At 66.8% G+C, this 25,471-nt stretch carries 22 protein-coding genes; 11 read left to right on the forward strand and 11 right to left on the reverse strand.

The genetic code is table 11. From position 1 onward, the window contains the following. Positions 1-109: 109 nt before the first annotated feature. On the forward strand, positions 110-1,486 hold the full coding sequence (locus tag ACJH5R_RS01440; protein WP_406781137.1) for an HNH endonuclease signature motif containing protein: 1,377 nt from the start codon (positions 110-112) through the stop codon (positions 1,484-1,486). Position 1,487: 1 nt separating this feature from the next. Here ACJH5R_RS01440 and purH read toward each other — a convergent pair whose 3' ends face one another. The 5 genes from purH to ACJH5R_RS01465 all read right to left on the reverse strand — a co-directional run bounded on the left by purH (position 1,488) and on the right by ACJH5R_RS01465 (position 6,709). Then, positions 1,488-3,065: a bifunctional phosphoribosylaminoimidazolecarboxamide formyltransferase/IMP cyclohydrolase gene (purH, locus tag ACJH5R_RS01445; protein WP_406781138.1), complete on the reverse strand. Its 1,578-nt coding sequence runs from the start codon at positions 3,063-3,065 to the stop codon at positions 1,488-1,490. Further along, positions 3,062-3,649, reverse strand: coding sequence for a phosphoribosylglycinamide formyltransferase (gene purN / locus ACJH5R_RS01450; RefSeq protein WP_406756554.1), 588 nt, complete (start codon positions 3,647-3,649; stop codon positions 3,062-3,064). Before purN ends, purH begins: the two co-directional genes overlap by 4 nt. 96 nt (positions 3,650-3,745) lie before the next feature. Next, entirely contained in the window at positions 3,746-4,225 is a 480-nt protein-coding gene (locus ACJH5R_RS01455) for a hypothetical protein (RefSeq protein WP_406756073.1), read from the reverse strand. Between the two features lie 84 nt (positions 4,226-4,309). Next, complete coding sequence (locus ACJH5R_RS01460) at positions 4,310-5,770, reverse strand: DUF6350 family protein (RefSeq protein ID WP_406781355.1); 1,461 nt, start codon at positions 5,768-5,770, stop codon at positions 4,310-4,312. A 45-nt stretch (positions 5,771-5,815) separates the two neighbouring features. Further along, on the reverse strand, positions 5,816-6,709 hold the full coding sequence (locus ACJH5R_RS01465; RefSeq protein WP_406781139.1) for a DUF5336 domain-containing protein: 894 nt from the start codon (positions 6,707-6,709) through the stop codon (positions 5,816-5,818). A gap of 154 nt (positions 6,710-6,863) precedes the next feature. On the opposite strand from ACJH5R_RS01465, the gene ACJH5R_RS01470 reads away from it, so the two are divergent. Next, positions 6,864-7,712 (forward strand): LLM class F420-dependent oxidoreductase, encoded by an 849-nt coding sequence (locus ACJH5R_RS01470; protein WP_406756075.1) that lies wholly within the window; start codon positions 6,864-6,866, stop codon positions 7,710-7,712. A gap of 97 nt (positions 7,713-7,809) precedes the next feature. On the opposite strand, the gene ACJH5R_RS01475 is transcribed toward ACJH5R_RS01470, so the two are convergent. The 3 genes from ACJH5R_RS01475 to sucC form a co-directional block, all read right to left on the reverse strand. After that, entirely contained in the window at positions 7,810-9,342 is a 1,533-nt protein-coding gene (locus ACJH5R_RS01475) for an acetyl-CoA acetyltransferase (RefSeq protein WP_406781140.1), read from the reverse strand. Between the two features lie 90 nt (positions 9,343-9,432). Further along, entirely contained in the window at positions 9,433-10,335 is a 903-nt protein-coding gene (sucD, locus tag ACJH5R_RS01480; protein ID WP_046286308.1) for a succinate--CoA ligase subunit alpha, read from the reverse strand. A 3-nt stretch (positions 10,336-10,338) separates the two neighbouring features. Continuing rightward, positions 10,339-11,514, reverse strand: a complete 1,176-nt coding sequence (sucC, locus tag ACJH5R_RS01485; protein ID WP_406756077.1) for an ADP-forming succinate--CoA ligase subunit beta — start codon at positions 11,512-11,514, stop codon at positions 10,339-10,341. 288 nt (positions 11,515-11,802) lie between these two features. On the opposite strand from sucC, the gene ACJH5R_RS01490 reads away from it, so the two are divergent. Both ACJH5R_RS01490 and ACJH5R_RS01495 read left to right on the forward strand, forming a co-directional pair. Next, positions 11,803-12,804: a M23 family metallopeptidase gene (locus ACJH5R_RS01490; protein WP_406781141.1), complete on the forward strand. Its 1,002-nt coding sequence runs from the start codon at positions 11,803-11,805 to the stop codon at positions 12,802-12,804. A gap of 9 nt (positions 12,805-12,813) precedes the next feature. Further along, entirely contained in the window at positions 12,814-13,356 is a 543-nt protein-coding gene (locus ACJH5R_RS01495; RefSeq protein WP_406781142.1) for a hypothetical protein, read from the forward strand. Between the two features lie 124 nt (positions 13,357-13,480). On the opposite strand, the gene pcrA is transcribed toward ACJH5R_RS01495, so the two are convergent. Next, entirely contained in the window at positions 13,481-15,790 is a 2,310-nt protein-coding gene (gene pcrA / locus ACJH5R_RS01500) for a DNA helicase PcrA (protein ID WP_406781143.1), read from the reverse strand. 258 nt (positions 15,791-16,048) lie between these two features. On the opposite strand from pcrA, the gene ACJH5R_RS01505 reads away from it, so the two are divergent. Together ACJH5R_RS01505 and pgi are read left to right on the forward strand one after the other, a co-directional pair. Beyond that, a complete protein-coding gene (locus tag ACJH5R_RS01505; protein WP_406756081.1) occupies positions 16,049-16,312 on the forward strand; it encodes a chorismate mutase in 264 nt (87 codons plus the stop codon). A 98-nt stretch (positions 16,313-16,410) separates the two neighbouring features. Beyond that, on the forward strand, positions 16,411-18,078 hold the full coding sequence (gene pgi, locus ACJH5R_RS01510) for a glucose-6-phosphate isomerase (protein ID WP_406756082.1): 1,668 nt from the start codon (positions 16,411-16,413) through the stop codon (positions 18,076-18,078). Between the two features lie 20 nt (positions 18,079-18,098). Here the strand turns inward: pgi and ACJH5R_RS01515 are convergent, their stop codons facing one another. Continuing rightward, on the reverse strand, positions 18,099-18,707 hold the full coding sequence (locus tag ACJH5R_RS01515; RefSeq protein ID WP_406756556.1) for a TetR/AcrR family transcriptional regulator: 609 nt from the start codon (positions 18,705-18,707) through the stop codon (positions 18,099-18,101). Positions 18,708-18,876: 169 nt separating this feature from the next. On the opposite strand from ACJH5R_RS01515, the gene ACJH5R_RS01520 reads away from it, so the two are divergent. The 5 genes from ACJH5R_RS01520 to cysW all read left to right on the forward strand — a co-directional run bounded on the left by ACJH5R_RS01520 (position 18,877) and on the right by cysW (position 24,697). After that, a complete protein-coding gene (locus tag ACJH5R_RS01520) occupies positions 18,877-19,323 on the forward strand; it encodes an MmpS family transport accessory protein (protein ID WP_406781144.1) in 447 nt (148 codons plus the stop codon). Beyond that, positions 19,320-22,196 (forward strand): RND family transporter, encoded by a 2,877-nt coding sequence (locus tag ACJH5R_RS01525; protein ID WP_406781145.1) that lies wholly within the window; start codon positions 19,320-19,322, stop codon positions 22,194-22,196. The genes ACJH5R_RS01520 and ACJH5R_RS01525 overlap by 4 nt, the downstream gene beginning before the upstream one ends. Next, positions 22,193-22,639 (forward strand): DUF5078 domain-containing protein, encoded by a 447-nt coding sequence (locus tag ACJH5R_RS01530; protein WP_406781146.1) that lies wholly within the window; start codon positions 22,193-22,195, stop codon positions 22,637-22,639. The genes ACJH5R_RS01525 and ACJH5R_RS01530 overlap by 4 nt, the downstream gene beginning before the upstream one ends. A gap of 346 nt (positions 22,640-22,985) precedes the next feature. Continuing rightward, entirely contained in the window at positions 22,986-23,870 is an 885-nt protein-coding gene (gene cysT, locus ACJH5R_RS01535) for a sulfate ABC transporter permease subunit CysT (protein ID WP_406781147.1), read from the forward strand. Beyond that, complete coding sequence (gene cysW / locus ACJH5R_RS01540) at positions 23,867-24,697, forward strand: sulfate ABC transporter permease subunit CysW (RefSeq protein WP_406756087.1); 831 nt, start codon at positions 23,867-23,869, stop codon at positions 24,695-24,697. Before cysT ends, cysW begins: the two co-directional genes overlap by 4 nt. A gap of 16 nt (positions 24,698-24,713) precedes the next feature. Here cysW and ACJH5R_RS01545 read toward each other — a convergent pair whose 3' ends face one another. Next, on the reverse strand, positions 24,714-25,463 hold the full coding sequence (locus tag ACJH5R_RS01545; RefSeq protein ID WP_406781148.1) for an SDR family oxidoreductase: 750 nt from the start codon (positions 25,461-25,463) through the stop codon (positions 24,714-24,716). Positions 25,464-25,471: the final 8 nt, after the last annotated feature.

The raw sequence follows: 25,471 nt of genomic DNA on the forward strand, positions 1-25,471 counted from the left end.
ATCTTTCTGTCAAGGGGTCGATCCAGGGCAGTTATCCCCAGTTCGAGTTTGATCCACAGATTCGCGTTCTGCCTGCACCAATCCCGGACGGGCGCCATAGAATTAGCACATGCGTTCGAATTGCCGGGAAGCGGTCGTCGAGGTGTTCGACGCGCTGGCTGCCGACCTGGACCGCGCGCTGGATCTGGACTTCGAGGCGCTGACCCCGCGGGAATGCCTGGCACTGCTGCGGCGCTGCGAACGGCTGCGGCGGCGCCTGCCTGCAGTGGAACATCCGCTGGTCAACCAACTCGCCGCCACCGACCCCGCCGAGATCGGCGGCAAACCCCGCTGGGTGCTGGCCGACGAACTCCACATCACCCGCGGGGAGGCCGGGCGGCGTATCACCGAGGCCGCCGAACTGGGGCCCCGCCGGTCCATGACCGGTGAAACCCTGGAACCGGTATTACCCAGCGCGGCCACCGCCCAACGTGCAGGGCAGATCGGTGCCGCCCACATCGCGGTGATCCGCGCGTTCTTCAGCTACCTGCCCGCCGATATCGACGCGGGCACCCTGATCCAGGCCGAACAGCACCTCACCGCATTGGGCACCGAGTGCCGTCCCGACGAACTGGCCAAACTCGCGCAACGCCTGGCCGACCACCTGCACCCCGACGGCAACTACACCGATGACCAGCGCGCCAAACGCCGCGGTGTGGTGCTCGGCCCCCAAGACCGCGACGGCATGACACCCATCAAGGGCTACCTCGATCCGCAAGCACGCGCCACCCTCGACGCGGTGCTGGCCCGCTGGGCCGCCCCCGGCATGTGCAACCCCAACGATGAGATCCCCTGCACCGCCGGCACCCCCTCACAAATCGCGATCGACACCGATGCGCGCAGTGCGCCGCAACGCAACCACGACGCCCTGACCGCCATGGGGCGCGCCTTGCTGGCCTCCGGAGATCTGGGGCAGCACAACGGGCTACCGGCCACCATCATCGTCTCCACCACCCTGGCCGACCTGGAAGCCGGCACCGGGAAAGCTCACACCGGCGGCGGCACCTGGCTGCCCATTCGTGACGTGATCGCCATGGCCAGCCACGCCCACCACTACCTGCGGATCTACCACGGCGCCAAAGAGCTGGCGCTGTTCCACACCAAACGGCTGGCTTCGCCGGGGCAACGCATCGTGCTCTACGCCAAAGAACGCGGCTGCTCCCACCCGGGCTGCCCCATACCCGGCTACCACTGCGAAGTCCATCACGACCACGATTACGCGAAGACCAGGCGCACCGACATCACCGACCTGACTCTGCGGTGCGGCCCCCACCACCAGCTGATTACCTCAGGCGGATGGAAAACGCGCAAACAACACGATGGGACCACCCAAACCCTGCCGCCGCCACACCTCGACCACGGCCAACCCCGCACCAACCACTACCACCACCCCGAAAAACTGTTGGGCGACAACGGTTCCGGTGCCGACGAAGACGAGGGGCCCTAGCTCAGTGCGCGAAGTGCCGCGCCCCGGTCAGGTACAGCGTGATCCCGGCTTCGGCCGCAGCCGCAGTCACCTCGTCGTCGCGCACCGAGCCGCCCGGGTGCACGATCGCCTTCACCCCGGCGGCGGTCAGCGTCTGCAGCCCGTCGGGGAACGGGAAGAACGCGTCGGAGGCAGCCACCGCACCGGCGACCCGCTCGCCACCGCGCTCCACCGCGAGCCGGGCCGCGTCGACCCGGTTGACCTGGCCCATGCCCACACCGATGGTGGCACCGTCGGCGGCGACCACGATCGCGTTGGATTTGACCGCGCGGCAGGCCCGCCACGCGAAGACCAGGTCGGCCAGCGTGGCCGGGTCGGCCGGTGCCCCGGTGGCCAGTGCCCAGTTCGCCGGGTTGTCACCGGCGGCGTCGAGGCCGTCGCGACTCTGCATCAACAGCCCACCGCTGATCTGGCGCCATTCGGTGCCGCCGCGCAGCGGCTCGGAGGCCAGCAGCACCCGGATGTTCTTCTTGCGCGACAAGATCTCGACGGCGCCGGCCTGGTAGGCCGGTGCGACGATCACCTCGGTGAAGATGGTGCTGACGTACTCCGCCATTTCCACGCTGACCTCGGTGTTGGCCGCGATAACGCCGCCGAACGCGCTCAACGGGTCGCACTCGTGCGCCTTGCGGTGGGCATCGGCCACCGAGGTCGCCGAGACTGCGATACCGCACGGGTTGGCGTGCTTGATGATGGCCACACACGTCTCTTCGTGATCGAACGCGGCGCGCCACGCGGCATCAGCATCGGTGAAGTTGTTGTAGGACATCTCTTTTCCGTGCAGCTGCTCGGCCTGAGCCAAGCCCGGCCACGCGCCGGCGTCACAGTAGAGAGCCGCCTGCTGGTGCGGGTTCTCGCCGTAGCGCAGCTGCGCAGCCCGACGATAGGTGCGCCCGTACCACTCCGGCAGCGCCTGGCGCGGCTCTCCGGCCTGTTCGAAGGGTGCCAGCGTCGTCGACATCCAACTGGCGACCGCTACGTCGTACTCGGCGGTGTGCCGAAATGCCAGTGACGCCAAACGCTTCCGCTCTTCGAGGGTGAAACCGCCGGCGTTGACCGCAGCCAGCACACCCTCGTAGCCGAGCGGGTCGACCACTACCGCGACGCTGGGGTGGTTCTTGGCGGCCGCCCGGATCATCGAGGGCCCGCCAATGTCGATCTGCTCGACGCACTCGTCCTCGCCGGCACCGGAATCCACGGTCTCGCTGAACGGGTACAGGTTTACGACCACCAGCTCGAACGCTGCGATCTCCAGCTCGTCGAGCGCCGCGGCGTGCTCGGGCTTGCGCAGGTCGGCCAGCAACCCGGCGTGCACCCGGGGGTGCAGAGTCTTGACTCGGCCGTCGAGAACCTCCGGGAAGCCGGTCACCTGCTCCACCGGCGTCACCGGAATGCCTTTGGCCGCTATCGACTTGGCGGTGGATCCGGTGGAGACGATATCCACGCCGGCGGCGTGCAGGCCGGCGGCCAGGTCGACCAGTCCGGTCTTGTCGTAGACGCTGATCAACGCCCGACGAATCGGTCGCTTGCCGTCGGTCATCCTAGGGTTGCCTTTCGTCCGTTCCAGGTCACGCCGCCGGTCGCCAATGCGGCCAGTACGTCAACCAGGAGCTTGCGCTCCACCTTCTTGATGCGTTCATGCAAAGAGTCTTCGTCGTCGCCGTCGAGCACGGCGACCGGTTCTTGGGCCAGCACCGGGCCGGTGTCGGTGCCGGCGTCCACCAGGTGCACGGTGCAGCCGGTGACCTTGACCCCGTAGGCCAACGCCTCGGGCACCGCGTGCGCTCCCGGGAAGGAAGGCAGCAGTGCCGGATGGGTGTTGACGGTGCGCCCCAGGAATCGGGACAGGAAGTGCGAGCCCAGGATTTTCATGAAGCCCGCCGAGACCACCAGATCCGGACTGTGGGCCGCGGTGGCCTCGGTCAGCGCAAGGTCCCATGCCGCCCGGTTCGGATAGTCACCCATCCGGACGGTGAACACCGGCAACCCCGCCGCCGCGGCGATCTCCACGGCGCGGCAGTCCCGGTCGGTGCCGACGGCAACCACCCGCGCGGGGTAGTCCTCTACCGCCGCGGCCAGCAGCGACTCGAGTAGCGACCCGGTGCCTGAAGCCAGCACCACCATTCGGGCGGGGACGCTGGGAGCCACATGGATCGGTTGCACGGTGACTGAGCCTAACGCGGTGATGATTGCGAACGTAGCGAAGGTGGGCGCCGTGGTTCAGGCGGAGCGCGGCGCTCGATCCCGGGCGACCCGCAGTGCGGCCGCTACGCCATCCGTCCAGATCTCGACCATGTCCCAGGTGACCTCGGGGTGACCGATCGGCTGGGTCATCTTGCCGAGCTTGCTGACCCGCCCGTACGCCAGATCCTGAAAGTCGGGGTCGTCCAACTCGGGGAACTCGTCGTATTCACTGCAGAACCCCGCGCCCGCCAGCTGGTCATAGAGGGCCTCCGCCAGATCATCGGTCAGTCCGATCCTGCACGATTGCGGCGACGGCTCGATCATCTGCATCCCGGCCTCGACGCCGTCCACCCAGATCAGCGCCACGACGTCGAGCACCCGCTCATGGCCCGGCGGCAGGATCAGCCCAGTCAGCAGTTCGGCCCGGGCGCCGGCCAGCATGTGCAGATTCCGCCGCCTCGGCACGCCAGCGGGGACGTTCTTGCCGGCGGGCTCGGTACTCACGACGTCGGTCATGTCGTCCCCTTGGAGTTCGGACGGGTCGGCATTACCCATCCGATCAGCCAACGGCAACATATATAAGGGACCGAAGTCCTCGATTTAGCGGTCGTATCCGTCGTCGTCGGTGAACATCAGGTCTTCGGGGTCTTCCAGCGGGCCCGGCGGCTGCGTCGGCGCGTGCGACCGGAACGGTCGCGGCGGCTCGGGTTCCGGCGTCCAATTCAACTCGCCGTCGTCGGTGACCTCGTCGGCTTGGAAACCCGGTTCGAAGTCCGCATCGAACAGCTCGGCCGGTTCGAAAGGTTCTCCGGCTGAGGCGAGGTCCTCGGGATCGACGTCGGCGATGGGCGGCGGGCTCGGTTCGGAGACCTGTTCGGGCTCCGCCGGCCGCTCCGGGGCGGGCGGCAGCACGCGCTGTGTGCCGGGCACCGCATCAGCCCGGACGCCACCGATCATCACCACCGTCAGGGCTCCGATCGCGGCGAACCAGCCGAACACCGCGGGACCGAACGTCAGTTGATCCACCCCGACGTCGCCGAAGTTGCCCAGCCGTCCCCCACCGGCCAAGCCCAGTACGGCCATCGACACCGCCGCGATCAAGGCGGCGACGGCGACCTTGGCCAGCGCCGGAAGCAGCGGCAGCGGCCGGCGGGCGCACTGCTGGCCGACGGCCACTCCCGAAGCCGCGCCGATGATCAGTAGCGCCACCCACGCAGGACCCAATGGCGGGGCGGGTGCGGCAGCCAGGATCGGCAGTGCAGGAATATCGCCGCCGAGCACAGTGAACGCGCTGAACAGCGCGGGGCCGATGTGTGCGCTCGAGCCGACCGCCATCGCCGTCGCACCGACCAGGACGTTGGGCACATACAGCACCGCCAGCAGGGTCAGGCTGAGCTGGCCGAACAGTGAATCGGTGATCGCGTAGAGCTCGTGCATGGTTCCCCAGTGCCAGACCAGGGACAGCACCGTCACCGCGCCGGCCAGCCCGAACAGTGCCAGCATGCCGGTGACCGCGGCGCGGACCGAGTCCACCAGCCAGTCCGGCAGCCGCGTCTCGGCAAGCGCCCGCCGGCCCACCCGCGTGCCCACTCCCAGTGCCGCTCCGATCGCGTGCACAAAAAACACGTGCGCGAAGGCGCTCAGGGCATGCGGCGTCTGTAGTTCGGTGATGACCGACGCCGCATCGTGGATGACCGCCAGGGAGACCGCGGCGATCAGCAGTGGCCCGCCCACCGCGGAAGCCACGATCCAGCGGATGACGAACCATGAGGCCCCACGGGCGGTGGCCTGCGCGGTGGTGCGCGCCGTCCCGGCCACCATCAACAGCACCGGCAACAGGGGCAGTGCACCCAGGTCACGGCCGCCGATGGAGACCGGCACCTGGTGCACGGCCAGCCACATGCTGGCGATGGCACCGGAAGCCCCGGTCATGTCGCTGTTGGCGATCAGCAACTGCAGCAGCGTCACCGCTGCGATCACCGTCAACGCCACCACGGACGGCCCGAAGGCGACCCGCAGCAGGTCGCGGGTCGGGTTCGAGCCTGGTTTGCCGCCGGTCACCGATGTCACGCTGCGAGCACGTTCAACTCGGCGCGCGGGCGCGGGTTAGGGCTGCGCCGGCCCCGACGAGGCCGAGCCGCCCTGCGACTGCTGGCCACCCGTCGAGCTCTGATCCGAACCGGCTGCGCTGTGGCCACCGGTCGACGCACTCCCCGAACCACCGGACGACGGCGGGTTGTAAGAGGGGAATCCGGTCGGCGGGGTCGGCGGCCCCTGCGGTGCCGCCTGCTGGGCGCCGGAGTTGAAGGCGCCCGACGGAGCGGAGCCAGGTGCCTGCTGCGCGCCGAAGCCGCCACTGGCGGGCCCGGACGGGTAGCTGCCATACGACGACGGGTAGCCAGACTGCTGCGGAGCCTGGTGGCCCTGGTGGCCATAACCCTGCTGGCCAGGCTGACCGTAGTAGTTACCGCCCGGCGGCAGCCCGTACTGCGCGTAGGGGTCGTACTTGGGACGCGGCGCCGGCGCGGTCACCACGCCGGCCTCCAGCAGCAGCGATCCGACCGCGGCGGCGGCTTGCAGAACGCTGAAGATCAGGATCAGCCACAGCCCCCAACCGATGGTGTAGCTGCCGCTGGCATCGGCGACGGTCGAAATGGCCAGCAGCGCACCCAGTGCCGAGACCACGGCGACCACGGCCGTGTAGCTCTTCGCCTTGGGCAGCAGGGCCGCCCCGGCCAGCAGTGCCGCCAGCACCGCCAGCGGAACGGTGTGGCCGGCGTCGCTGAGGATCAGCGGGTAGTCGACGTCGGTGATCGTCACGATCGGCCCGAAGTTCGCCAGGTAGACACCCAGCCCCAACGCAACCACCGCGATCCGGAGGTACTGCGGCAATTTGCTCTCGACTTCGCCGCCCGATTTCGCGAACGACGGGGTCGATGGCCCATACGAGCCTGGTGGTTGAGAAGGCTGGAAGCCGGGGTTCCCGGGCGAGTAGGTCATGACCTCTCCTGTGCTTGTGGCAGGGCGCTTGTGGGCGGTGCGGCGCGCTTCGACCATCCACGCTAGCGCACTTGCGGGCCGAGTCGCTGGGTCAACACTGCGCGACAAGGACCCCCCCGTTGCCCGCCGAATAGGAACACGTTCTAATCGGGATATGGATTACGGGCTCGTGCTATTCACCAGTGACCGTGGAATCAACCCGGCAGCGGCCGCAAAACTCGCCGATGATCACGGCTTCACCACCTTCTATGTCCCGGAGCACACACACATTCCGGTCAAGCGACAGGCCGCTCACCCCACCACCGGGGACGAGTCGCTGCCCGATGACCGTTATATGCGCACCCTGGACCCCTGGGTCAGCCTGGGAGCTGCCTGCGCGGTGACCTCGCGAGTGCGGCTGTCGACTGCGGTGGCGCTGCCGGTCGAGCACGACCCGATCACGCTGGCGAAATCGATCGCCACGCTGGACCACCTGTCCGGCGGCCGGGTAAGCCTGGGTGTCGGATTCGGTTGGAACACCGACGAACTGGCCGACCACGGCGTCCCCGCCGGACGGCGGCGCACCATGCTCCGGGAGTACCTGGAGGCGATGCGGGCACTGTGGACGCAGGAGGAAGCGTCCTTCGAGGGCGAGTTCGTGAACTTCGGCCCGAGCTGGGCTTGGCCCAAGCCGGTGCAGTCGCACGTTCCGGTACTGGTCGGCGCGGCCGGGACCGAGAAGAACTTCAAGTGGATCGCCCGCAGCGCCGACGGCTGGATCACCACGCCGCGTGACTTCGACATCGACGCACCGGTCAAGCTGCTGCAGGACACCTGGGCGGCCGCCGGCCGCGACGGCGCACCGCAGATCGTGGCACTGGACTTCAAGCCGGTTCCCGAGAAGCTGGCGCACTGGGCCGAGATCGGCGTCACCGAGACGCTGTTCGGGTTGCCGGACAAGTCCGAGTCCGAGGTGGCGGCCTACGTGGAGCGCCTGGCCGCCAAGCTGGGGCTCAGCGCCTAGAACCCGCGCGAAGCCCCACCCGCGCGAAGGTGCGTGTTTGCACGCCGACACGCCCTTCGCGCTGACACTCCGCGCACCCTCGCGGCGCGGCGGGGGCTCAGCGCGGGGAGCAGCGGTTGCCGTAGTCGAACGCGTGCACCGTCACCGGAGTGCCCAGCGGATCGCCGTCGGACAGCAGGGCCACCAGATCCTCGTCTTCGGTGGTCGCCAGGAACCGGGTGCCGTCGGCGTCGAGTCGACCGATGATGATCCCGGTCCGGGTCTCCCAGTCATAACGAACGCTGTAGGTCTCGATGGTGGCCGGCCCCTGGGCGCTCTCGGTGACTGGCACGGCGGGTGCGGTATCGGCCTGCGCCTGCAATTCCGCGCTGCGATCCGGCGTCCACGGCACCGCAGTGGTCGAGTACACCCCGACCGCGTACTTGCTCATCATGCCGCCGTTGGCCCCGACGAACGTGAATTGCCCTGGGACACTTCGCGCTGAGGCGACGGCTTCGGCGATCGCATGCATCGAGTAGTTGTTGCCGGCGCCACCGAAGAAGGGCAACCCACCGGTCAGGGTCAGGCCGCGCGGGTCGTCGGCAGACAGACCGAAGGCGTCGCAGATGGCGAACACCGGGACCGGGAAGCAGCTGTAGAGGTCCATGGCCGCGATGTCGTCGAAGCCGATCCCGGCCATGTCGAGCGCGTCGGTGGTAGCCGTAATAGCGGCCGGATAGGCACTCAGGTCGGGCCGTTCCAGCAGGCGCTGGGCGCGCTGGTCGGCGTGACCGTGCAGGTACACCCAGCGGTCTTCGGGCACACCCAGGCGGCGGGCGGCCTCGACCGACATCACCAGCACCGCGGCGCCCTGGTTGACCTGATCGCGCGCCACCAGCAGCCGCGGGTAGGGGTCGCAGATCATCCGGTTGCCGGCGCTGATCGTGGCCAGCTCATCGACCGACCGTTCCACCGGCGAGGCCGAGAACGGGTTCTTGGCGGCGATCTTGGTCATCGGCGCGAACAGTTCCGCCATGGCCTGCAGGTAGTCGGCGGTGCTCATGCCCAGCCGGGCACGCCGGGCGTTCTCCAGCAGGCCGTACTGCACCGGCGCACCGGTCAGCCCGTGGATAACGGTGTAGCGCTCGACGAAGTCCTCCAGACCGAAGCCGCGGTCTTCGAGCTGGCCGTCGATGGTCTCGGTGAAGTCCGGCTTGTTGTCGGCCTTGGCGAAGTGGCGCAGCGTCGAGGTCGCGTCGGACCCGCACAGCAGCACCACGTCGGCGGTGCCGGCCACGATCTCTTCGGCGAACTCGGTGAGCAGCTTCTGCGGCCCCTGGCCGCCCACCTTGTCCAGCACAGCGCGCGCCGGCTCCGCGCCGAGCAGACGCGCAACCGACCGCGGGAAGTTGTTGGACTTGCCCAGCGGTGCTGGGGCTTTGGGAATCGAAATCTCGAACTGGCGGGTGGCCACCACCGCATCGATGGCCGACGCGATCTGCTCCGAGCTCGCCCCGCAGTCGGCCAACGCCGCCTGTGCGGCGGCTGCGGCCAGCTCCACCGGCGACATCGCGCGGTAGCCGGCGTCGTCGATGCGCTCGGCGGCCTGCCCGACGCCGACGATGACGGGAGTGCGGGGATCGATGCTCATGGATTCACCTCACCACAAATGCCGAACGTGCCGTTTCGTACGACGCGCTGGTGGCGGCGTACGAAACGGCACGAGCGGTGCTGCTGTTACCTACAGGCTCTCGAGGATCTGTCGAGCCAGGGCCGCGGTGGCCGACGGGGTCTTGCCCACCTTCACACCGGCGGCCTCCAGGGCCTCCTGCTTGGCGGCCGCGGTGCCCGACGAGCCGGACACGATGGCGCCGGCGTGGCCCATGGTCTTGCCCTCCGGCGCGGTGAACCCGGCCACGTAGCCGACGACGGGCTTGGTGACGTTGGCCTTGATGTAGGCCGCGGCCCGCTCCTCGGCGTCGCCGCCGATCTCGCCGATCATCACGATGACCTTGGTGTTCGGGTCCTTCTCGAATGCCTCGATGGCGTCGATGTGGGTGGTACCGATCACCGGGTCGCCGCCGATGCCGATGGCGGTGGAGAAACCGAAGTCCCGCAGCTCGTACATCATCTGGTAGGTCAGGGTGCCCGACTTCGACACCAGACCGATGGGGCCGGTGCCCGAGATGTTGGCCGGCGTGATGCCGACCAGGCACTCACCCGGGGTGATGATGCCGGGACAGTTCGGCCCGATGATCCGGGTCTTCTCACCCTTGTCCACGTTGTAGGCCCACGCGTAGGCGCTGTCCTGCACGGGGATGCCCTCGGTGATGACCACCAGCAGCGGAATCTCGGCGTCGATGGCCTCGATCATCGCGTCCTTGGAGAAGGCCGGCGGCACGAAGGCGATCGACACGTCAGCGCCGGTTTCCTTCATGGCCTCGGCGACGCTGCCGTACACCGGCAGCTCGACGGCGTTACCGTCCTTGTCCTTGTGCGAGACGGTGGTGCCGGCCTTGCGGGCGTTGACGCCACCGACGATCTGGGTGCCGGCGGCAAGCATCCGCGCGGTGTGCTTGGTCGCCTCGGCACCGGTGATGCCCTGGACGATGACCTTGCTGTCCTTGTTGACGAAGATCGACATGACTTAAGCGTCCTTTCCGGCGTTCGCCAGCTCGGCAGCCTTGTCGGCGGCCTCGTCCATGGTGGCGACGACGGTCACCAGCGGGTGGTTGGCCTCGGCCAGGATCGCCCGACCCTCCTCGACGTTGTTGCCGTCCAGGCGCACCACCAGCGGCTTGGTCGCGGCGTCACCGAGGATCCCCAGCGCCGACACGATGCCGTTGGCCACCGCGTCGCAGGCGGTGATCCCGCCGAACACGTTGACGAACACGCTCTTGACCTGCTTGTCACCCAGGATGACGTCCAGGCCGGCGGCCATCACCTCGGCGGAGGCGCCGCCCCCGATGTCGAGGAAGTTGGCCGGCTTCACGCCGCCGTGCTTCTCACCGGCGTAGGCGGTGACGTCCAGGGTCGACATGACCAGGCCGGCGCCGTTGCCGATGATGCCGACCTCGCCGTCGAGCTTGACGTAGTTCAGGTCGTGCTCTTTGGCCTTGATCTCCAGCGGGTCGGTGGCGTCCAGGTCCGCGAACTCGGCGTGGCCCGGCTGACGGAACTCGGCGTTGCCGTCCAGGGTGACCTTGCCGTCCAGCGCCAGAATCTGGTCGTCGGGGGTGCGAACCAGCGGGTTGACCTCGACCAGGGTGGCGTCTTCGGCGACGAAGACCTCCCACAGCTTCTGGATGGTCACCGCGGCGGCGTCGAGCACCTCGGCGGGCAGGTGGCCCTGCTCGGCGATCGAGCGGGCGAACGCCAGGTCGACACCCTTGACCGCGTCGACGGGCACCTTGGCCAGGCGCTCCGGCTTGGTGGCGGCGACCTCTTCGATCTCCATGCCACCCTCGACCGAGCACATGGCCAGGTAGGTGCGGTTGGAGCGGTCGAGCAGGAAGGAGATGTAGTACTCCTCGGCGATGTCGCTCGCCTCGGCTACCAGCAGCTTCTTGACAACGTGGCCCTTGATGTCCAGACCGAGGATGTTCTGCGCGTGGGTGAACGCGTCGTCCGGGGTGGCGGCGTACTTCACGCCACCGGCCTTGCCACGGCCGCCGACCTTGACCTGCGCCTTCACCATGACCGGCCGGCCGATCTCGGTGGCGATGGCCTTGGCGTCCTCAGCCGAGGTGGTTACCCGGCCGGGGGTGGTGGGCACGTTGTGCTTGGCGAACAGCTCCTTCGCCTGATACTCGAAAAGATCCATGGGCTCACTGTCTTATTGCGGGTCGCCGGCAAGCCGGCGCTGTCGGATTGTGAGAGATTTAGCTCCCGAGGCACTGTATCGAGAGTGCGGCGGGGTTCCCTCCTCGCGTACCACTGCTGTGGCACATCTCACCGCCAGAAAAACGTGATTCGTTTCACATTAATGACTGGATTCGGCCGATAGCTTGCCAGGCCCCAGCGGGAGTGGTTACCGTCACCAGGTCCAGGTCTTTATAACGTTCTGATCACGACCAGAGGAACTTCCAGACTGATGCAGCACGGTGCACCGATGCGTCCGGTTTCCGGCGGGGCTCTCCCTCGACGTCGAAACGGCGCCACGGCAGCCGCGATCCGGCCTTCGGCTCCCAGCCCCGCCGAGGTCACCGACATCATTCCGTTCAACGAGTTCGGCTGGCCCGAGGACGCCTTCAGCGAAGACACGTTCGACGAGGCCTCCGACGTGTTGCTGGCCCCCGAGCTCGATGACATGACCGACACCGACAACATGCCGGTGCTGCAACTGGCGTTCCCCCGCGGTGGTTACTCGGAGCGCCACTACCGCCGGTACGAGGTGGCCCAGCCGCCCGCGCGCGGCGGCAAACACCGCAACCAGCCGGCCAGTGCCGTCAAGAGCCGGGTGATGATCGCCGCGATGGCCGCCGGCGCAGCCGCTGCTGCCGCACACGCCGCCACTCACCCGTCGGGCGACACCGTCGCCCGGCCCGCCGTGCTGGCGGCCAGCAAGACGATGCTGAACGACGGCACCACCACCACTTCCAGCCACGGCCTGCAGATGATCACGGTCAAAGCCGCGGCCAACGTCGTCGTGCACAACGAGGAGCTGGCCAAGGGCGTGGCGTACGCGCAGGAGCGCGCCGAGCGTGAAGCCCGGTTGCAACGCCCACTGTTCGTGGCTCCCACTCAGGGCGCGTTCACGTCGAACTTCGGCTACCGCTGGGGCGTGCTGCACGCCGGCATCGACATCGCCAACGCCATCGGCACCCCGATCCTGGCGGCTTCCGACGGCGTGGTGATCGAGTCGGGCCCCAGCGCCGGTTACGGCATGCTGGTCAAGCTGCGCCACTCCGACGGCACCGTGACCCTCTACGGCCACATCAACCGGTCGCTGGTCAGCGTCGGCGAGCGGGTGATGGCGGGCGACCAGATCGCCGAGATGGGCAATCGCGGCTACTCGACCGGCCCGCACCTGCATTTCGAGGTGCTGCAGAACGGCACCAACCGGATCGATCCGGCTTCCTGGCTCGCCAAGCGCGGCATCAACTTCGCCTAATCTGGAATGGTGAGCGACCGCCACCACCCACCTACCGGCGCAAACCCTTCCGGCCAGAGTCCGGCGAGTTCCCCCAGCCGCATCATCCGTCGGGCGCCCACCGGCGCCATCCCGATCGTCACCTCGTCGTCGCGGATACCGCCGCCCTTCCAGCCCAGCCCAGCGTCGCTGCCGGCGCGATTCCCGTCATCCGGTGTCGCGATCGGCGCCTGTGTGCTCGCCCTGGTGGGCTGCTGGGCCACCTCGGTGGTCTCCACCGACCTGATCGCCAGCTGGTGGCACACCGACCGGCTGTTCTGCGTCGCGGTCGCCTTCTTGAGCCTGGTGTTCGCCGGGACGACGGTGTCCGGGGTGATCATGCTGCTGCTGCGGCGCCCGGTCGGCCGCTACCTGATCGCGGTGGGAGCGGTGGTCGCCCTGCTGACGTTCGGCAGCCTGTTCCTGGCCGGAGCACGGGTGCCGGGGATCGTGCACGTTATCCCGTTCATCGAGATCGCCACCGTCGCGGCGGCACTGCACCCGGCCACCAGGCGCTGGATTTTCGGCAGTTAGTGAGCCTCGACGGAGGAGAGGCGAAGCTGGACTGCCGACTCAAGCCCGGCAGTTAGTGAGCCTCGACGAAGGAGAGGCGAAGCTGGACTGCCGACTCAAACCCGGCGGCTAGGGAACCCAGCGGTCAGAGCTTGGTCACCGGCGCGTGGTTGTGCATCAGCTTGACCCGCCCGGAGCTGCCGAAGTCGATCAGCGACATCGCCGACTCCCCCACCCCGGAGACTTCCTCCACCCGGCCCAGCCCGTACTTGTCGTGCGACACCCGATCGCCGGCCGCCAGCACCAACAGCGGCCGGTTGCCCGATCGGCTCGGTGCCGGTCTGGGGGTTCCGAACCGGCCGGCACCACTGACCGGAGCGCTCGGTGAGGCGGTGACGTCGGTACGCCGCCAGTCGATGAGCTCCTGCGGGATCTCCCGCAGGAATCGCGATTCCGGGTTCAACATGGGCTGGCCCCAGGACGAACGCACCTTGGCCCGGCTCAGGTACAGCCGTTGGCGCGCCCGGGTCAGACCGACGTAGGCCAGCCGGCGTTCCTCGGACAGCTCGCGGGCATCCCCCAGCGAGCGCATGTGCGGGAACATGCCGTCTTCCCAGCCGACGACGAACACCACTGGGAACTCCAGCCCTTTGGCGGTGTGCAACGTCATCAAGGTGACCATGCCGGACCCGTGCTCGGGGATCTCGTCGGTGTCGGCGATCAGCGAGACCCGCTCCAAGAACGCCGCCAGCACTCCGACGTCGGGCACGTCCTCCTCCTCGAGGATGCCGTCCTGGTCGGCGAGCGCGTTGGCTCGGTCAATGCTGAATTCGTGTGCGACGCTGACGAGTTCGTTGATGTTGTCCAGGCGGGCCAGATCCTGCGGATCGGTCGAGGCCTCCAGCTCGGTGCGGTAGCCGGTGCGGTCCAGCACCAGCTCCACCAGAGAGCCGAGGTCGTCGTCGCAGGTGTTCAGGTGCGCCCGCAACTCCTCGAGCATCGCCACGAAGGCGGCGATCGCGTTCTGCGAACGGCTGTTGAGCATCGGTACGCCACCCTCGGCGGCGGCAGCCAGCGCGGCGGCGAATCCGGTACCGGTGTTCTCCGCGTGCACCGAGACGCACGCCTCGGCACGGTCGCCGATACCGCGGCGCGGGGTGTTGAGGATGCGCCGCAAGCTCACCGCGTCGCCGGGATTGTCCAGCACTCGCAGGTAGGCGATGATGTCGCGGATCTCTTTGCGCTCGTAGAAGCGCACGCCGCCAACGACTTTGTACGGGATGCCGCTGCGGATGAAGATCTCTTCCAGCGACCGCGACGCGTTATTAGTCCGGTAGAACACCGCGATGTCGCTGTAGTTGACCGCGCCCGCATCGGTCAGCTCATCGATCTCCTGTGCGACGAACCGCGCCTCGTCGTGTTCGTTATCGGCGACGTATCCGACGATCAGCTCGCCGTCACCGGCGTCCGTCCACAGCCGCTTCTCCCGGCGCCCGGAGTTGTAGGCGATCACCGCATTGGCCGCCGAGAGGATGTTCTGCGTGGAGCGGTAGTTCTGTTCCAGCAAGATGGTGGTCGCGTCGGGGTAGTCGCGCTCGAAATCCTCGATGTTGCGGATGGTGGCGCCGCGGAAGGCATAGATCGATTGATCGGCGTCACCGACCACGCACAGTTCCGCCGGGGGGATGTCGTCGGGCTGCCCGCCGTGCCCCGCAAGCTCGCGCACCAGCATGTACTGGGCATGGTTGGTGTCCTGATACTCATCGACCAGGATGTGCCGGAATCGGCGCCGGTAGTGCTGCGCGATCTCGGGGAACGCCTGCAGAATCGCGACCGTCTCACCGATCAGGTCGTCGAAGTCCAGCGCGTTGGCCGAGCGCAGCCGGCGCTGATACTCGGTGTAGACCGCGGCCACCACCCGGCTCAGGTCATCGGAGCTCTCCGTGAGGTCGGCCAGCGCCCGGTCCGGGTCGATCAGTTCGTTCTTCAGGTTGGAGATCGAATTGGCAAGCAGTCGCGGCGAGTGCCGCTTTACGTCCAGGCCCATGTCTCGGCCGATCATCAGCAGCAGGCGGCGCGAATCGTCGGCGTCATAGATCGAGAAGTTCGAGTTCAGGCCGGGAACCACCGAGGCCTGGTTACGCAGGATCCGCACGCAGGTGGAGTGAAACGTCGACACCCACATCACCCGGGCCCGGGGACCGACGAGGCTCGACACTCGCTCACGCATCTCGGCGGCGGCCTTGTTGGTGAAGGTGATGGCCAGGATCTGGCCCACCGAGACGTCGCGGGCGGCCAGCAGATAGGCGATGCGTCGGGTGAGCACCGCGGTCTTGCCCGAGCCGGCTCCAGCCACGATCAATAGCGGGGAGCCCTCGTGCAGCACGGCCCGCCGCTGCTGCGGATTGAGCCCATCGAGGAGGTGATCGGTCTGCGGAGTCGCGTGCACTGTCATATCGCAACCCAACGTACCGCCGCCCGACGACACTCTTTGCGCTGGCACGGCCCTTAGTGGCAGACTCGTTTCGTGCTCGACATGCAGCGTCGATTTTGCTTTTCCAATTCCTATGGGCAGTGGTACGCGGAGCCCATGGTTTAGCTGCAACGCCAAGCCCCGCGGTCCGCTTCGCCGACCCGGGGCTCGTCTGTTGTGTGAGGCCGGATCGCCGATGGGACCAGAAACCACCAACAGCGAGAACCTGGAGTTTTGATCATGTCTGCCCAACCCCAACAGCTGCCCGACATTGACGACCTGCGCCACGAGATCGACCGGCTCGATGCCGAGATCCTGGCCGCGGTGAAGCGCCGCACCGAGATCTCGCAGGAAATCGGCAAGGCCCGGATGGCGTCCGGCGGCACCCGCCTGGTGCACAGCCGCGAGATGAAGGTGCTCGAGCGCTACAGCGAACTCGGCCAGGACGGCAAGGACCTGGCGATGCTGTTGCTGCGGCTCGGCCGCGGCCGGCTCGGCCACTAGGGCGCCGCGCCCGCAGTTGCCGCCGGGCTGATTGGCGCCGACCCGCTGTAACGTCCGGCGCCGCACCGACGACGGCGACCCGCCGCTAATGTCGGGGTATGAGCTCCGTTCCCCAGATCCCGGACATCTCAACCACCCCGGCCTGGAACGCGTTGCGCAAGCATCACGAGCAGATCGGCGACACCCACCTACGCGAGTTCTTCGCCGACGATCCCGAACGCGGCACCCGGTTCACCGCCACCGTCGGTGACCTCTACATCGACTACAGCAAGCACCGCATCACCTCCGAGACCGTGCGTCTGCTGGTCGATCTGGCCCAGACGGCCGGCCTCGAGGACCGGCGCGACGCGATGTTCGCCGGGGTGCACATCAACACCTCCGAGGACCGGGCAGTGCTGCACACCGCTTTGCGGCTGCCGCGCAACGCCGACCTGCACGTCGATGGCCAGGATGTGGTCGCCGACGTGCACGCGGTGCTCGACGCGATGGGCGATTTCACCGACCGATTGCGCAGCGGTGAATGGACCGGCGCCACCGGGAAACGCATCGAGACCGTGGTCAACATCGGTATCGGCGGCTCGGACCTTGGCCCGGTGATGGTGGACCGGGCGTTGCGTCACTACGCCGACGCCGGTATCTCGGCACGTTTCGTCTCCAACGTCGACCCGGCCGACCTGATCGCCAAGCTGGCCGGCTTGGATCCGGCCAGTACGCTTTTCGTCGTCGCCTCCAAGACGTTCTCGACCCTGGAGACGCTGACCAACGCCACCGCGGCCCGTCGCTGGCTTACCGAGGCGCTGGGCGACGCGGCGGTGTCCAAGCACTTCGTCGCGGTCTCCACCAATGCTGCGTTGGTCGAGGAGTTCGGCATCGACACCGCGAACATGTTCGGATTCTGGGACTGGGTCGGCGGGCGGTACTCGGTGGATTCGGCCATCGGGCTGTCGGTGATGGCCGTCATCGGCCGGGAGCGCTTCGCGGAATTCTTGTCCGGCTTCCACATCGTCGACGAGCACTTCCGCACCGCGCCTTTGGAATCCAATGCGCCGGCGCTGCTGGGCCTGATCGGGCTGTGGTACTCCGACTTCTTCGGCGCCCAGTCCCGCGCGGTATTGCCCTACTCCAACGATCTGGATCGCTTCGCCGCCTATCTGCAGCAGCTCACCATGGAGTCCAACGGCAAGTCGACCCGCGCCGACGGCACGCCGGTCAGCACCGACACCGGTGAAATCTATTGGGGCGAGCCGGGAACCAACGGCCAGCACGCGTTCTACCAACTGCTGCACCAGGGCACCCGGCTGATACCGGCCGACTTCATCGGCTTCGCCCAACCCGTCGACGACCTGGCCACCGCGGACGGTACCGGCAGCATGCACGACCTGTTGATGAGCAACTTCTTCGCCCAGACCCAGGTGCTGGCGTTCGGCAAGAGCGCCGAGGAGATCGCCGCCGAGGGCACCCCCGCGGACGTCGTGCCGCACAAGGTGATGCCCGGCAACCGCCCGACGACCTCGATTCTGGCGACCCAGCTCACCCCGTCGGTGCTGGGACAGCTGATCGCGCTCTACGAGCATCAGGTGTTCACCGAGGGTGTGGTGTGGGGCATCGACTCCTTCGACCAGTGGGGCGTGGAGCTGGGCAAGACGCAGGCCAAGGCACTGCTGCCGGTGCTCACCGACGACGCCGCCCCACCGCGCCAGACCGACAGCTCCACCGACGCGCTGGTGCGCCGCTACCGAGCCGAACGCGGCCGGGCTTCGTCGTAATTTGCGCTGCCCGACGGTGGCTAAGTCGGCCGTCGCCCCGCACCCTTGGCCCGCAGGCTGGGCAGCAGCACGTCGTCGACCACAACACGAACCGTTTCCTGCGTCGGAGGCCGATCGGAAACCAGTGCCCGGAACACCAGGTAGCCCGGGAGCAGATCGTAGATCTCCTGGTTGATCACCGAGGCCTCGATCTCACCGCGTGCGACGGCATCGGCCAGCACGGAGTCGATCACAACGTTGCGATGCTGGATGAACTTCTGCTGCATCACCTCCTGCAACGCGGGGCTGTGAGACATCTCGTTCAGCACCGCGCGCATCGTGCGCATCTGTTCCAGCGCTTGCCCACAGGTCCAGCGGCCGATCTCCAGCAGGTCACCACGCAGTGAGCCGGTATTGGGAGCGGCTGCCGACGCACGGGTGCCTTCGATGAACGCCGCGAGCACCAGGTCGGCCTTCGTGGGCCAACGCCGGTACATCGTGGCTTTACTGGCCTTGGCCCTGGTCGCCACCGCCTCGACGGTGAGGCGGTCGTATCCATGCTCCTGCAACAGCTCCAGCGTGATCGCCAACAGCTCGGCCTCCCGCGCACTCCACGGGCACCCCGAGTCATCGCCACGATCCTTGGAAATCGTCGTCTCCTTCCACCCGCACCGCGGTTGTTCCGCGAGAGCAGTGTTTTGCGCAGATGTCAAGCAGGTTGCGATACATCGGCACGGTACCGTACCGTTCCATCTTACGTGACAATTTCTCCGCGTCGCATTCGGCGAGATCGTCAGCGCGGCGTCGAAAGGCTTTGTTTTGAAAAAGTTTTCGGTAACCAAGTTGGTCCGCCGGCAGTGGGTGGCGATCGTGGCGATCGTGGTGGTCGCCCTGGTCGGGTTCAGCGTCGACCGACTGCGCGGCATCTTCGGCTCGAACAACGAGGTGTCGAGGCCCGGCTCAGAGGCTTTGGAGAACACCGGCTACAACCCCAAACAGGTGTTGTTCGAGGTGTTCGGTTCGCCCGGGTCCGTGGCCACCATCAACTTTCTGGACATCAACGCCCAGCCCCAGCGCGTCGAAAGCGTCCCGCTGCCGTGGTCGCAGGAGCTGACCACCGACGACCCGACGATGTACGCCGACCTTCGCGCCCAGGGCGACGGCAACACCATCGGCTGCCGAATCACCGTCAACGGCATCGTCACGGATGAAAGGTCTACGAACCACGTGAACGGATACATCGCGTGCCTGGACAAGACCGCATGAGTGGCCAGCACACCGATACCGCCCCTGAAGCCCACGAGGGCTCCCTGCCGGCGCGGCTCATCCGGAGGCTGTCCCTACCGATCCTGTTGATCTGGATCGCCATCGCTGCCATTTCGAACACCGTCGCACCCCAACTCGAGGTGGTCGGCTGGGAACGCTCAGTCGGGCAGAACGCGCCCGATGCGCCGGGCATTCTCGCGATGCGACACATCGGGCAGGTCTTCGACGAATTCGATTCCGACAGTGCGGCCATGATCGTTCTCGAAGGCGATCAGCCCCTGGGCCCCGAGGCACACGAGTACCACGACGGCCTGGTGAAGAAGCTGCGGGCCGACACCGAGCACGTCGAGCACGTCCAGGACTTCTGGGGTGACCCGCTGACCGCCGGCGGCTCACAGAGCAAAGACGGCAAAGCGGCCCTTACGCAGATCTACCTCCGCGGCAATCAGGGCGAGGCGATGTCGAACGAATCCGTCGACGCCGTCCGCAAGATCGTCGCCGCCACGCCACCCCCACCCGGCGTCAAGGCCTACGTCACTGGCGCGTCGCCGCTGGTGACCGACAACTTCGAGGTCGGCAGCGCCGGCACCAACGAGGTCACCGCCGTCACCTTCCTGGTCATCGGCCTCATGCTGCTGTTCGTCTACCGCTCGGTGCTGACCATGGCGATCGTCCTGCTGACGGTCGCCGTCGAGCTCGCGGCGGCCCGCGGTGTGGTTGCGGTCCTCGCCCACGCCGGCGTCATCGGCCTGTCCACCTACGCGACCAATCTCTTGACGCTCTTGGCTATTGCGGCCGGCACCGACTATGCGATCTTCGTCGTCGGCCGCTACCAAGAGGCGCGTGGCAAGGGGATGGACCGGATCGCGGCCTACCACGACATGTGGCGCGGCACCGTCCACGTCATGGTCGGATCGGGGTTGACCATCGCCGGCGCGGTCGCGTGCATGGGCTTCACCCGGCTCCCCTACTTCCAGACCCTCGGAATACCGGCCGCCATCGGTGTTCTGGTGACCTTGGCTGCCGCCCTGACGCTGGGGCCCGCCGTGTTGTTGATAGCCACCCGGTTCGGGCTGATGGAACCCAAGGTCGCTCAACGGACGCGGGGCTGGCGCAAGATCGGCACCGCCATCGTGCGCTGGCCCGGACCGATCCTGGTAGTCACCGGCGCGACCGCACTCATCGGCGTGCTCGCATTGCCCGGCTACCAGACCAGCTACGACAACCGCCCCTACATCCCCGACAGCGCACCCGGCGTCGTCGGGATGGAAGCCGCCGAACGCCACTTCACCGAAGCGCGGATCAATCCCGAATTGGTGATGATCGAAACCGATCACGACATGCGCAACCCGGCAGACATGCTGATTCTCGAACGTGCGGCCAAAGCGATACTCCACACGCCGGGAATCGCCCTGGTGCAGTCCATCACGCGACCGCTCGGAACGCCGATCACGCACAGCTCCATTCCGTTCCAGATCAGCGCGTCGAGTGCGAGCCAGATCATGAACCTCGACTACCAGAAGGACCGGGCCAACGATCTGCTCAAGCAGGCCGGCGAGATCGACAACACGATCGAGGTGCTCCGCCAACAGCTCGCCCTGCAGCAGCAGAGCGCTGCGGTCACCCACGAACAGACCCAGGCGTTTCACGACACCGTCACGACGATGAACGCGCTGCGGGACAAGCTCGCCGACTTCGATGACCAGTTCCGCCCGCTGCGCAACTACTTCTACTGGGAACCACACTGCTTCGACATTCCGATGTGTTGGGCGCTGCGGTCGGTGTTCGACTCACTGGACGGGATCTCAGAGCTGTCCGAGAAGTTCGGCTCCATCACCGCCAGCCTCGACAACCTCGACGCGCTGCAACCACAACTGGTGGCCCTGTTGCCACCGCAGATCGCGATTCAGGAGCGCAACCGCGACCTGACGCTGTCGAATTTTGCGACGACCGGGGGCATCAACACCCAGAGCGAAGAAGCCCTGAACAACGCCACCGCGATGGGCAAGGCGTTCGACGATGCCAAGAACGATGACACGTTCTACTTGCCGCCGGAGGCCTTCGACAACGCCGACTTCAAGCGCGGCCTCAAGCTGTTCCTGTCGCCCGACGGCAAGGCGGCCCGGATGATCGTGACCCATCAGGGCAATCCCGCCAATCCCGAGGCGATTCCGCACATCAACGCCATCAAAGAGTCGGTGTTCGATGCCCTCAAGGCGACGCCGATGTCGGACGCCAAGATCTATGTCGCGGGTATCGGCTCTACCAACAAGGACATCCAGGAGGGGATGAAGTACGACCTGCTGATCTCGGCGTTGGCCGCGGTCGCTCTCATTCTGCTGATCATGGTGATTGTGACGCGCAGCCTTGTCGCCGCCTTCGTCATCGTCGGCACCGTCGTCCTCTCCTTGGGGGCATCGGTGGGTTTGTCGGTCCTGGTGTGGCAGTACATCTTCGGGATTCATCTGTTCTGGGTCGTGGTGCCGCTGGCCATCATCCTGCTGCTGGCGGTGGGAGCGGACTACAACCTGCTGTTGGTGTCGCGATTCAAGGAGGAGATGGACGCGGGCCTCAACACCGCCATCATCCGGTCGATGGGTGGCACCGGTTCGGTCGTCACCGCCGCCGGCCTGGTTTTCTCGGCGACCATGGCAGCCTTCATCTTCAGCCCCCTGGTGATCCTCGGGCAGATCGGTACAACCATCGGTCTGGGCCTGTTGTTCGACACCTTGATCGTGCGGTCGTTCATGACGCCGTCGATCGCGGCGTTGCTGGGCAAGTGGTTCTGGTGGCCGCAGCTGGTGCGCCAGCGTCCGGTTCCCGCGAAGTGGCCCGATCCCGTCCAGCGGCAGCCCGAGGAGGTCCCCGCGTGAAGTATGCAGTCCACCTCGGCATCGCCACGGCAGCCCTGATCGGCGCCGTGACCACCGCCGGTGTCGTCGCCGCTGACGCCACCGACGACTACCCGATCCCCAGCCGCATCCTGCGCACCCCCTGTTCGGCCGAACAGATCATGGCCGCAGCCCGCGACGTCGCGCCGGTCTACTACGAGCGCTACATGATCGACTACAACAACAAACCCGCGGCCGACCGGCAAGGCGCCCAAGACCGCATCCACTGGTTCTTCGGCATGGACTACGCCGGCCGCCGCCAATATTCCGAAGACACCGCCTCCAACGCCTTTTTCGAAACCATGTCGTGGCGCTGGCCCAACTGGGCCAAGCTGTTCTTCAACAACAAGGGCGTGGCCGCCCACACCACCGACATCTGCATGAACTACCCGGCAGGCGACATGTCGGTCTGGGACTGGAAGTAGCCATAGCCTTCGGCATTTCCCTCACGCTGAGTTTTTGCCGCCGGGCGTCGATGTCGGCCCTGCTGAAGTGCGACACATGGCATTTCAGCCGGGATACCTATCGCGGCACGACAAAGATTTCGACGTCCAGGTTTCTCTAAGCTACGCGCCATGCAGATGCCATCCCGTGCTGGGCGGAGCGCCGCACCGGCGTTCGGCCGCCACCGCGGTGCCTTCGCGCGCTTTCTGCACTGTTGTCGCTGACTCTCCCGCCACTTGCTAATTCTCGGTAGTCACTTTCGGTGACCGGTGCCGAACATCTCGGGCATGGGAAGGCCAGCATGCATTCTTCATTCGGGTCCACCCGATGACTGTCACGACTCCCGTCGAGCCGGCTGCACGAGTCCAAATCCACCCGGAGGCCGCCGACGCCACGACGGCCCTTCACGGCGCTTCGAGCCGGTCCGTCATCACGTCGCTTCGCATCGGCGTGACCACACTGTGGCTGTCGGTGATCGTGCTGCTGCCGCTGGTGGCCATCGCCTGGCAAGCCGGCGGTAGGGGCTGGAACGGCTTCCGGCTGGCCGTCACCTCACACGCGGCACTCGAGTCGTTCCGTGTGACGCTGACGATTTCGGTGCTGGTCACCGTGCTCGACGTGGTGTTCGGTCTGGCGACCGCCTGGGTTCTGGTGCGCGACGACTTCGTCGGAAAAGGAGTGATCGATGCGCTGATCGATCTGCCGTTCGCGCTGCCGACCATCGTCACCAGCTTGGTGATGCTCGCCCTCTACGGCAACGCCAGCCCGATCGGCATTCACCTGCAGCACACTCCACCCGGGGTGGCGATGGCACTGGCGTTCGTCACGTTGCCGCTGGTGGTCCGTGCCGTCCAGCCGGTGCTGATGGAGATCGACCGGGAAGTGGAGGAGGCGGCCGCGGCCCTCGGCGCGACGCGCCTGGTCACCTTCAGGACGGTCGTGCTGCCATCGTTGCAGCCCGCGTTGTTGACCGGTGCCGGACTTGCGTTTTCGCGGTGTGTCGCCGAATTCGGCTCGGTCGTGACGATCGGTGGCGCCGTGCCGGGCAAGACCGAGGTGTCGTCGCAGTGGATCCGCTCACTGGTGGAGAACGACGACCACACCAGCGCGGCGGCGATTTCGATCGTGTTGTTGGCGATCTCGTTCGCGGTGTTGATGCTGCTTCGGACCGTGGGTGGGCGTGCGGCCAAGCGCGAGGAGGAGGCCGAGTGACGGCGCGGCTGGAGAAGCGGCACTTGCTGCGCTTCACCGTCTTGACCTATATCGGCGTCATGTTGATCGCTCCGGTGTCGGTGATTCTGTACCGGACGTTTGAGCCCGGGTTGGGCCAGTTTTGGGCCTGGATCAGCACCCCTGCGGCGATCTCGGCGCTGAAGCTGTCGCTGCTCCTGGTGATCATCGTGGTGCCGCTGAACGCATTGTTCGGCGTTTCGACATCGATCCTGCTGGTGCGCAACAAATTCCGGGGCCGATCAACGCTTCAGGCGATCCTGGACCTGCCTTTTGCAGTCTCACCCATCATCGTCGGGGTCGCCCTGATCGCATTGTGGGGGTCATCGGGCGCACTGGGCTTTGTCGAGAACAACCTGGGATTCAAGATCATCTTCGGGTTGCCCGGGATGGTGCTGGCCAGCATCTTCGTCACCCTGCCGTTTGTGGTGCGCGAGGTCCAGCCGGTGCTCGTGGAGATCGGAATCGAACAGGAGCAGGCCGCCGCCACACTGGGTTCCAATGCGTGGCAGACACTTTGGCGGGTCACGCTGCCGTCGATCCGCTGGGGGCTGACCTACGGCGTGGTATTGACCACGGCGCGCACCCTCGGCGAGTTCGGCGCGGTCATCATGGTGTCCTCGAACCTGCCTGGACACTCGCAGACCCTGACCTTGTTGGTCAACGATCGCTACCACCGCGGGGCCGAGTACGGCGCCTATGCCGTGTCCACGCTGCTGATGGGCGTGGCCGTTGCGTTCTTGATCGCCAAGGCGGTCCTGCTGATCTACCGCAGGCGGGCCAAAGCCCTGGACTGGATGGCCCGCTGACCCGAGCCGGGACCGATCAGGCGAAGCGTTTGGTGTACTGCGGGGGCATGCGGCGCAGCAGCCATACCAGGGGAGCCCATGGCCAGGACGGGACCACGGCCCGGCCGGTTTCGCGTTCGATGGCCCGCACCATGGCCTTGACCCCGGACGCGTTGTCCACCATCAACAGGGTGGACGCCGACTTGGCGGTCATCTCCGATTCGATGTAGCCCGGTTCCAGCACCGTGACTTTGATAGGGCCGCGCGAGTACTCCGCGCGCAGCGACTCGCCCAGCGATGACACCCCGGCCTTGCTGGCGGCGTACGCCGCCTTGACGCCCGGAACGCCCTTGTTGCCCAATACCGATGAGATCAGTACCAGGTGGCCGCTGCCGGCAGACTTGAATATCTCCAGCGCGGTCTCGATCTGCACCAGCGCAGCGACCAAGTTCGTTTCCACGGTTGCCTTGTTGGCCCACAGCTTGCCGGAGCCGAGCGGGGCACCCTTGCCGATGCCGGCATTGACGATGACCCGGTCGATTCCACCCAACTCGGCGGCGAAGTGGTTGAACACCTTGGGTATTTCGTCGTGGTCATTTACATCGAGCGCAGCCACCGCTACATTGATTTTCGGAAACTTGTCTGTCAGTTCGGCTTTCAGTTCATCAAGTCGGTCCGTCCGGCGGGCGCACAGGGCCAGATCACGTCCCTGCGCAGCGAAAACGCGGGCCATGCCGGCACCCAGTCCTGAACTGGCCCCAGTGATGAGGATTCTCTGACGGGTCACCAGGGCAG

The organism is Mycobacterium sp. SMC-19 (assembly GCF_045310815.1).
Classification (GTDB): Bacteria; Actinomycetota; Actinomycetes; order Mycobacteriales; family Mycobacteriaceae; genus Mycobacterium.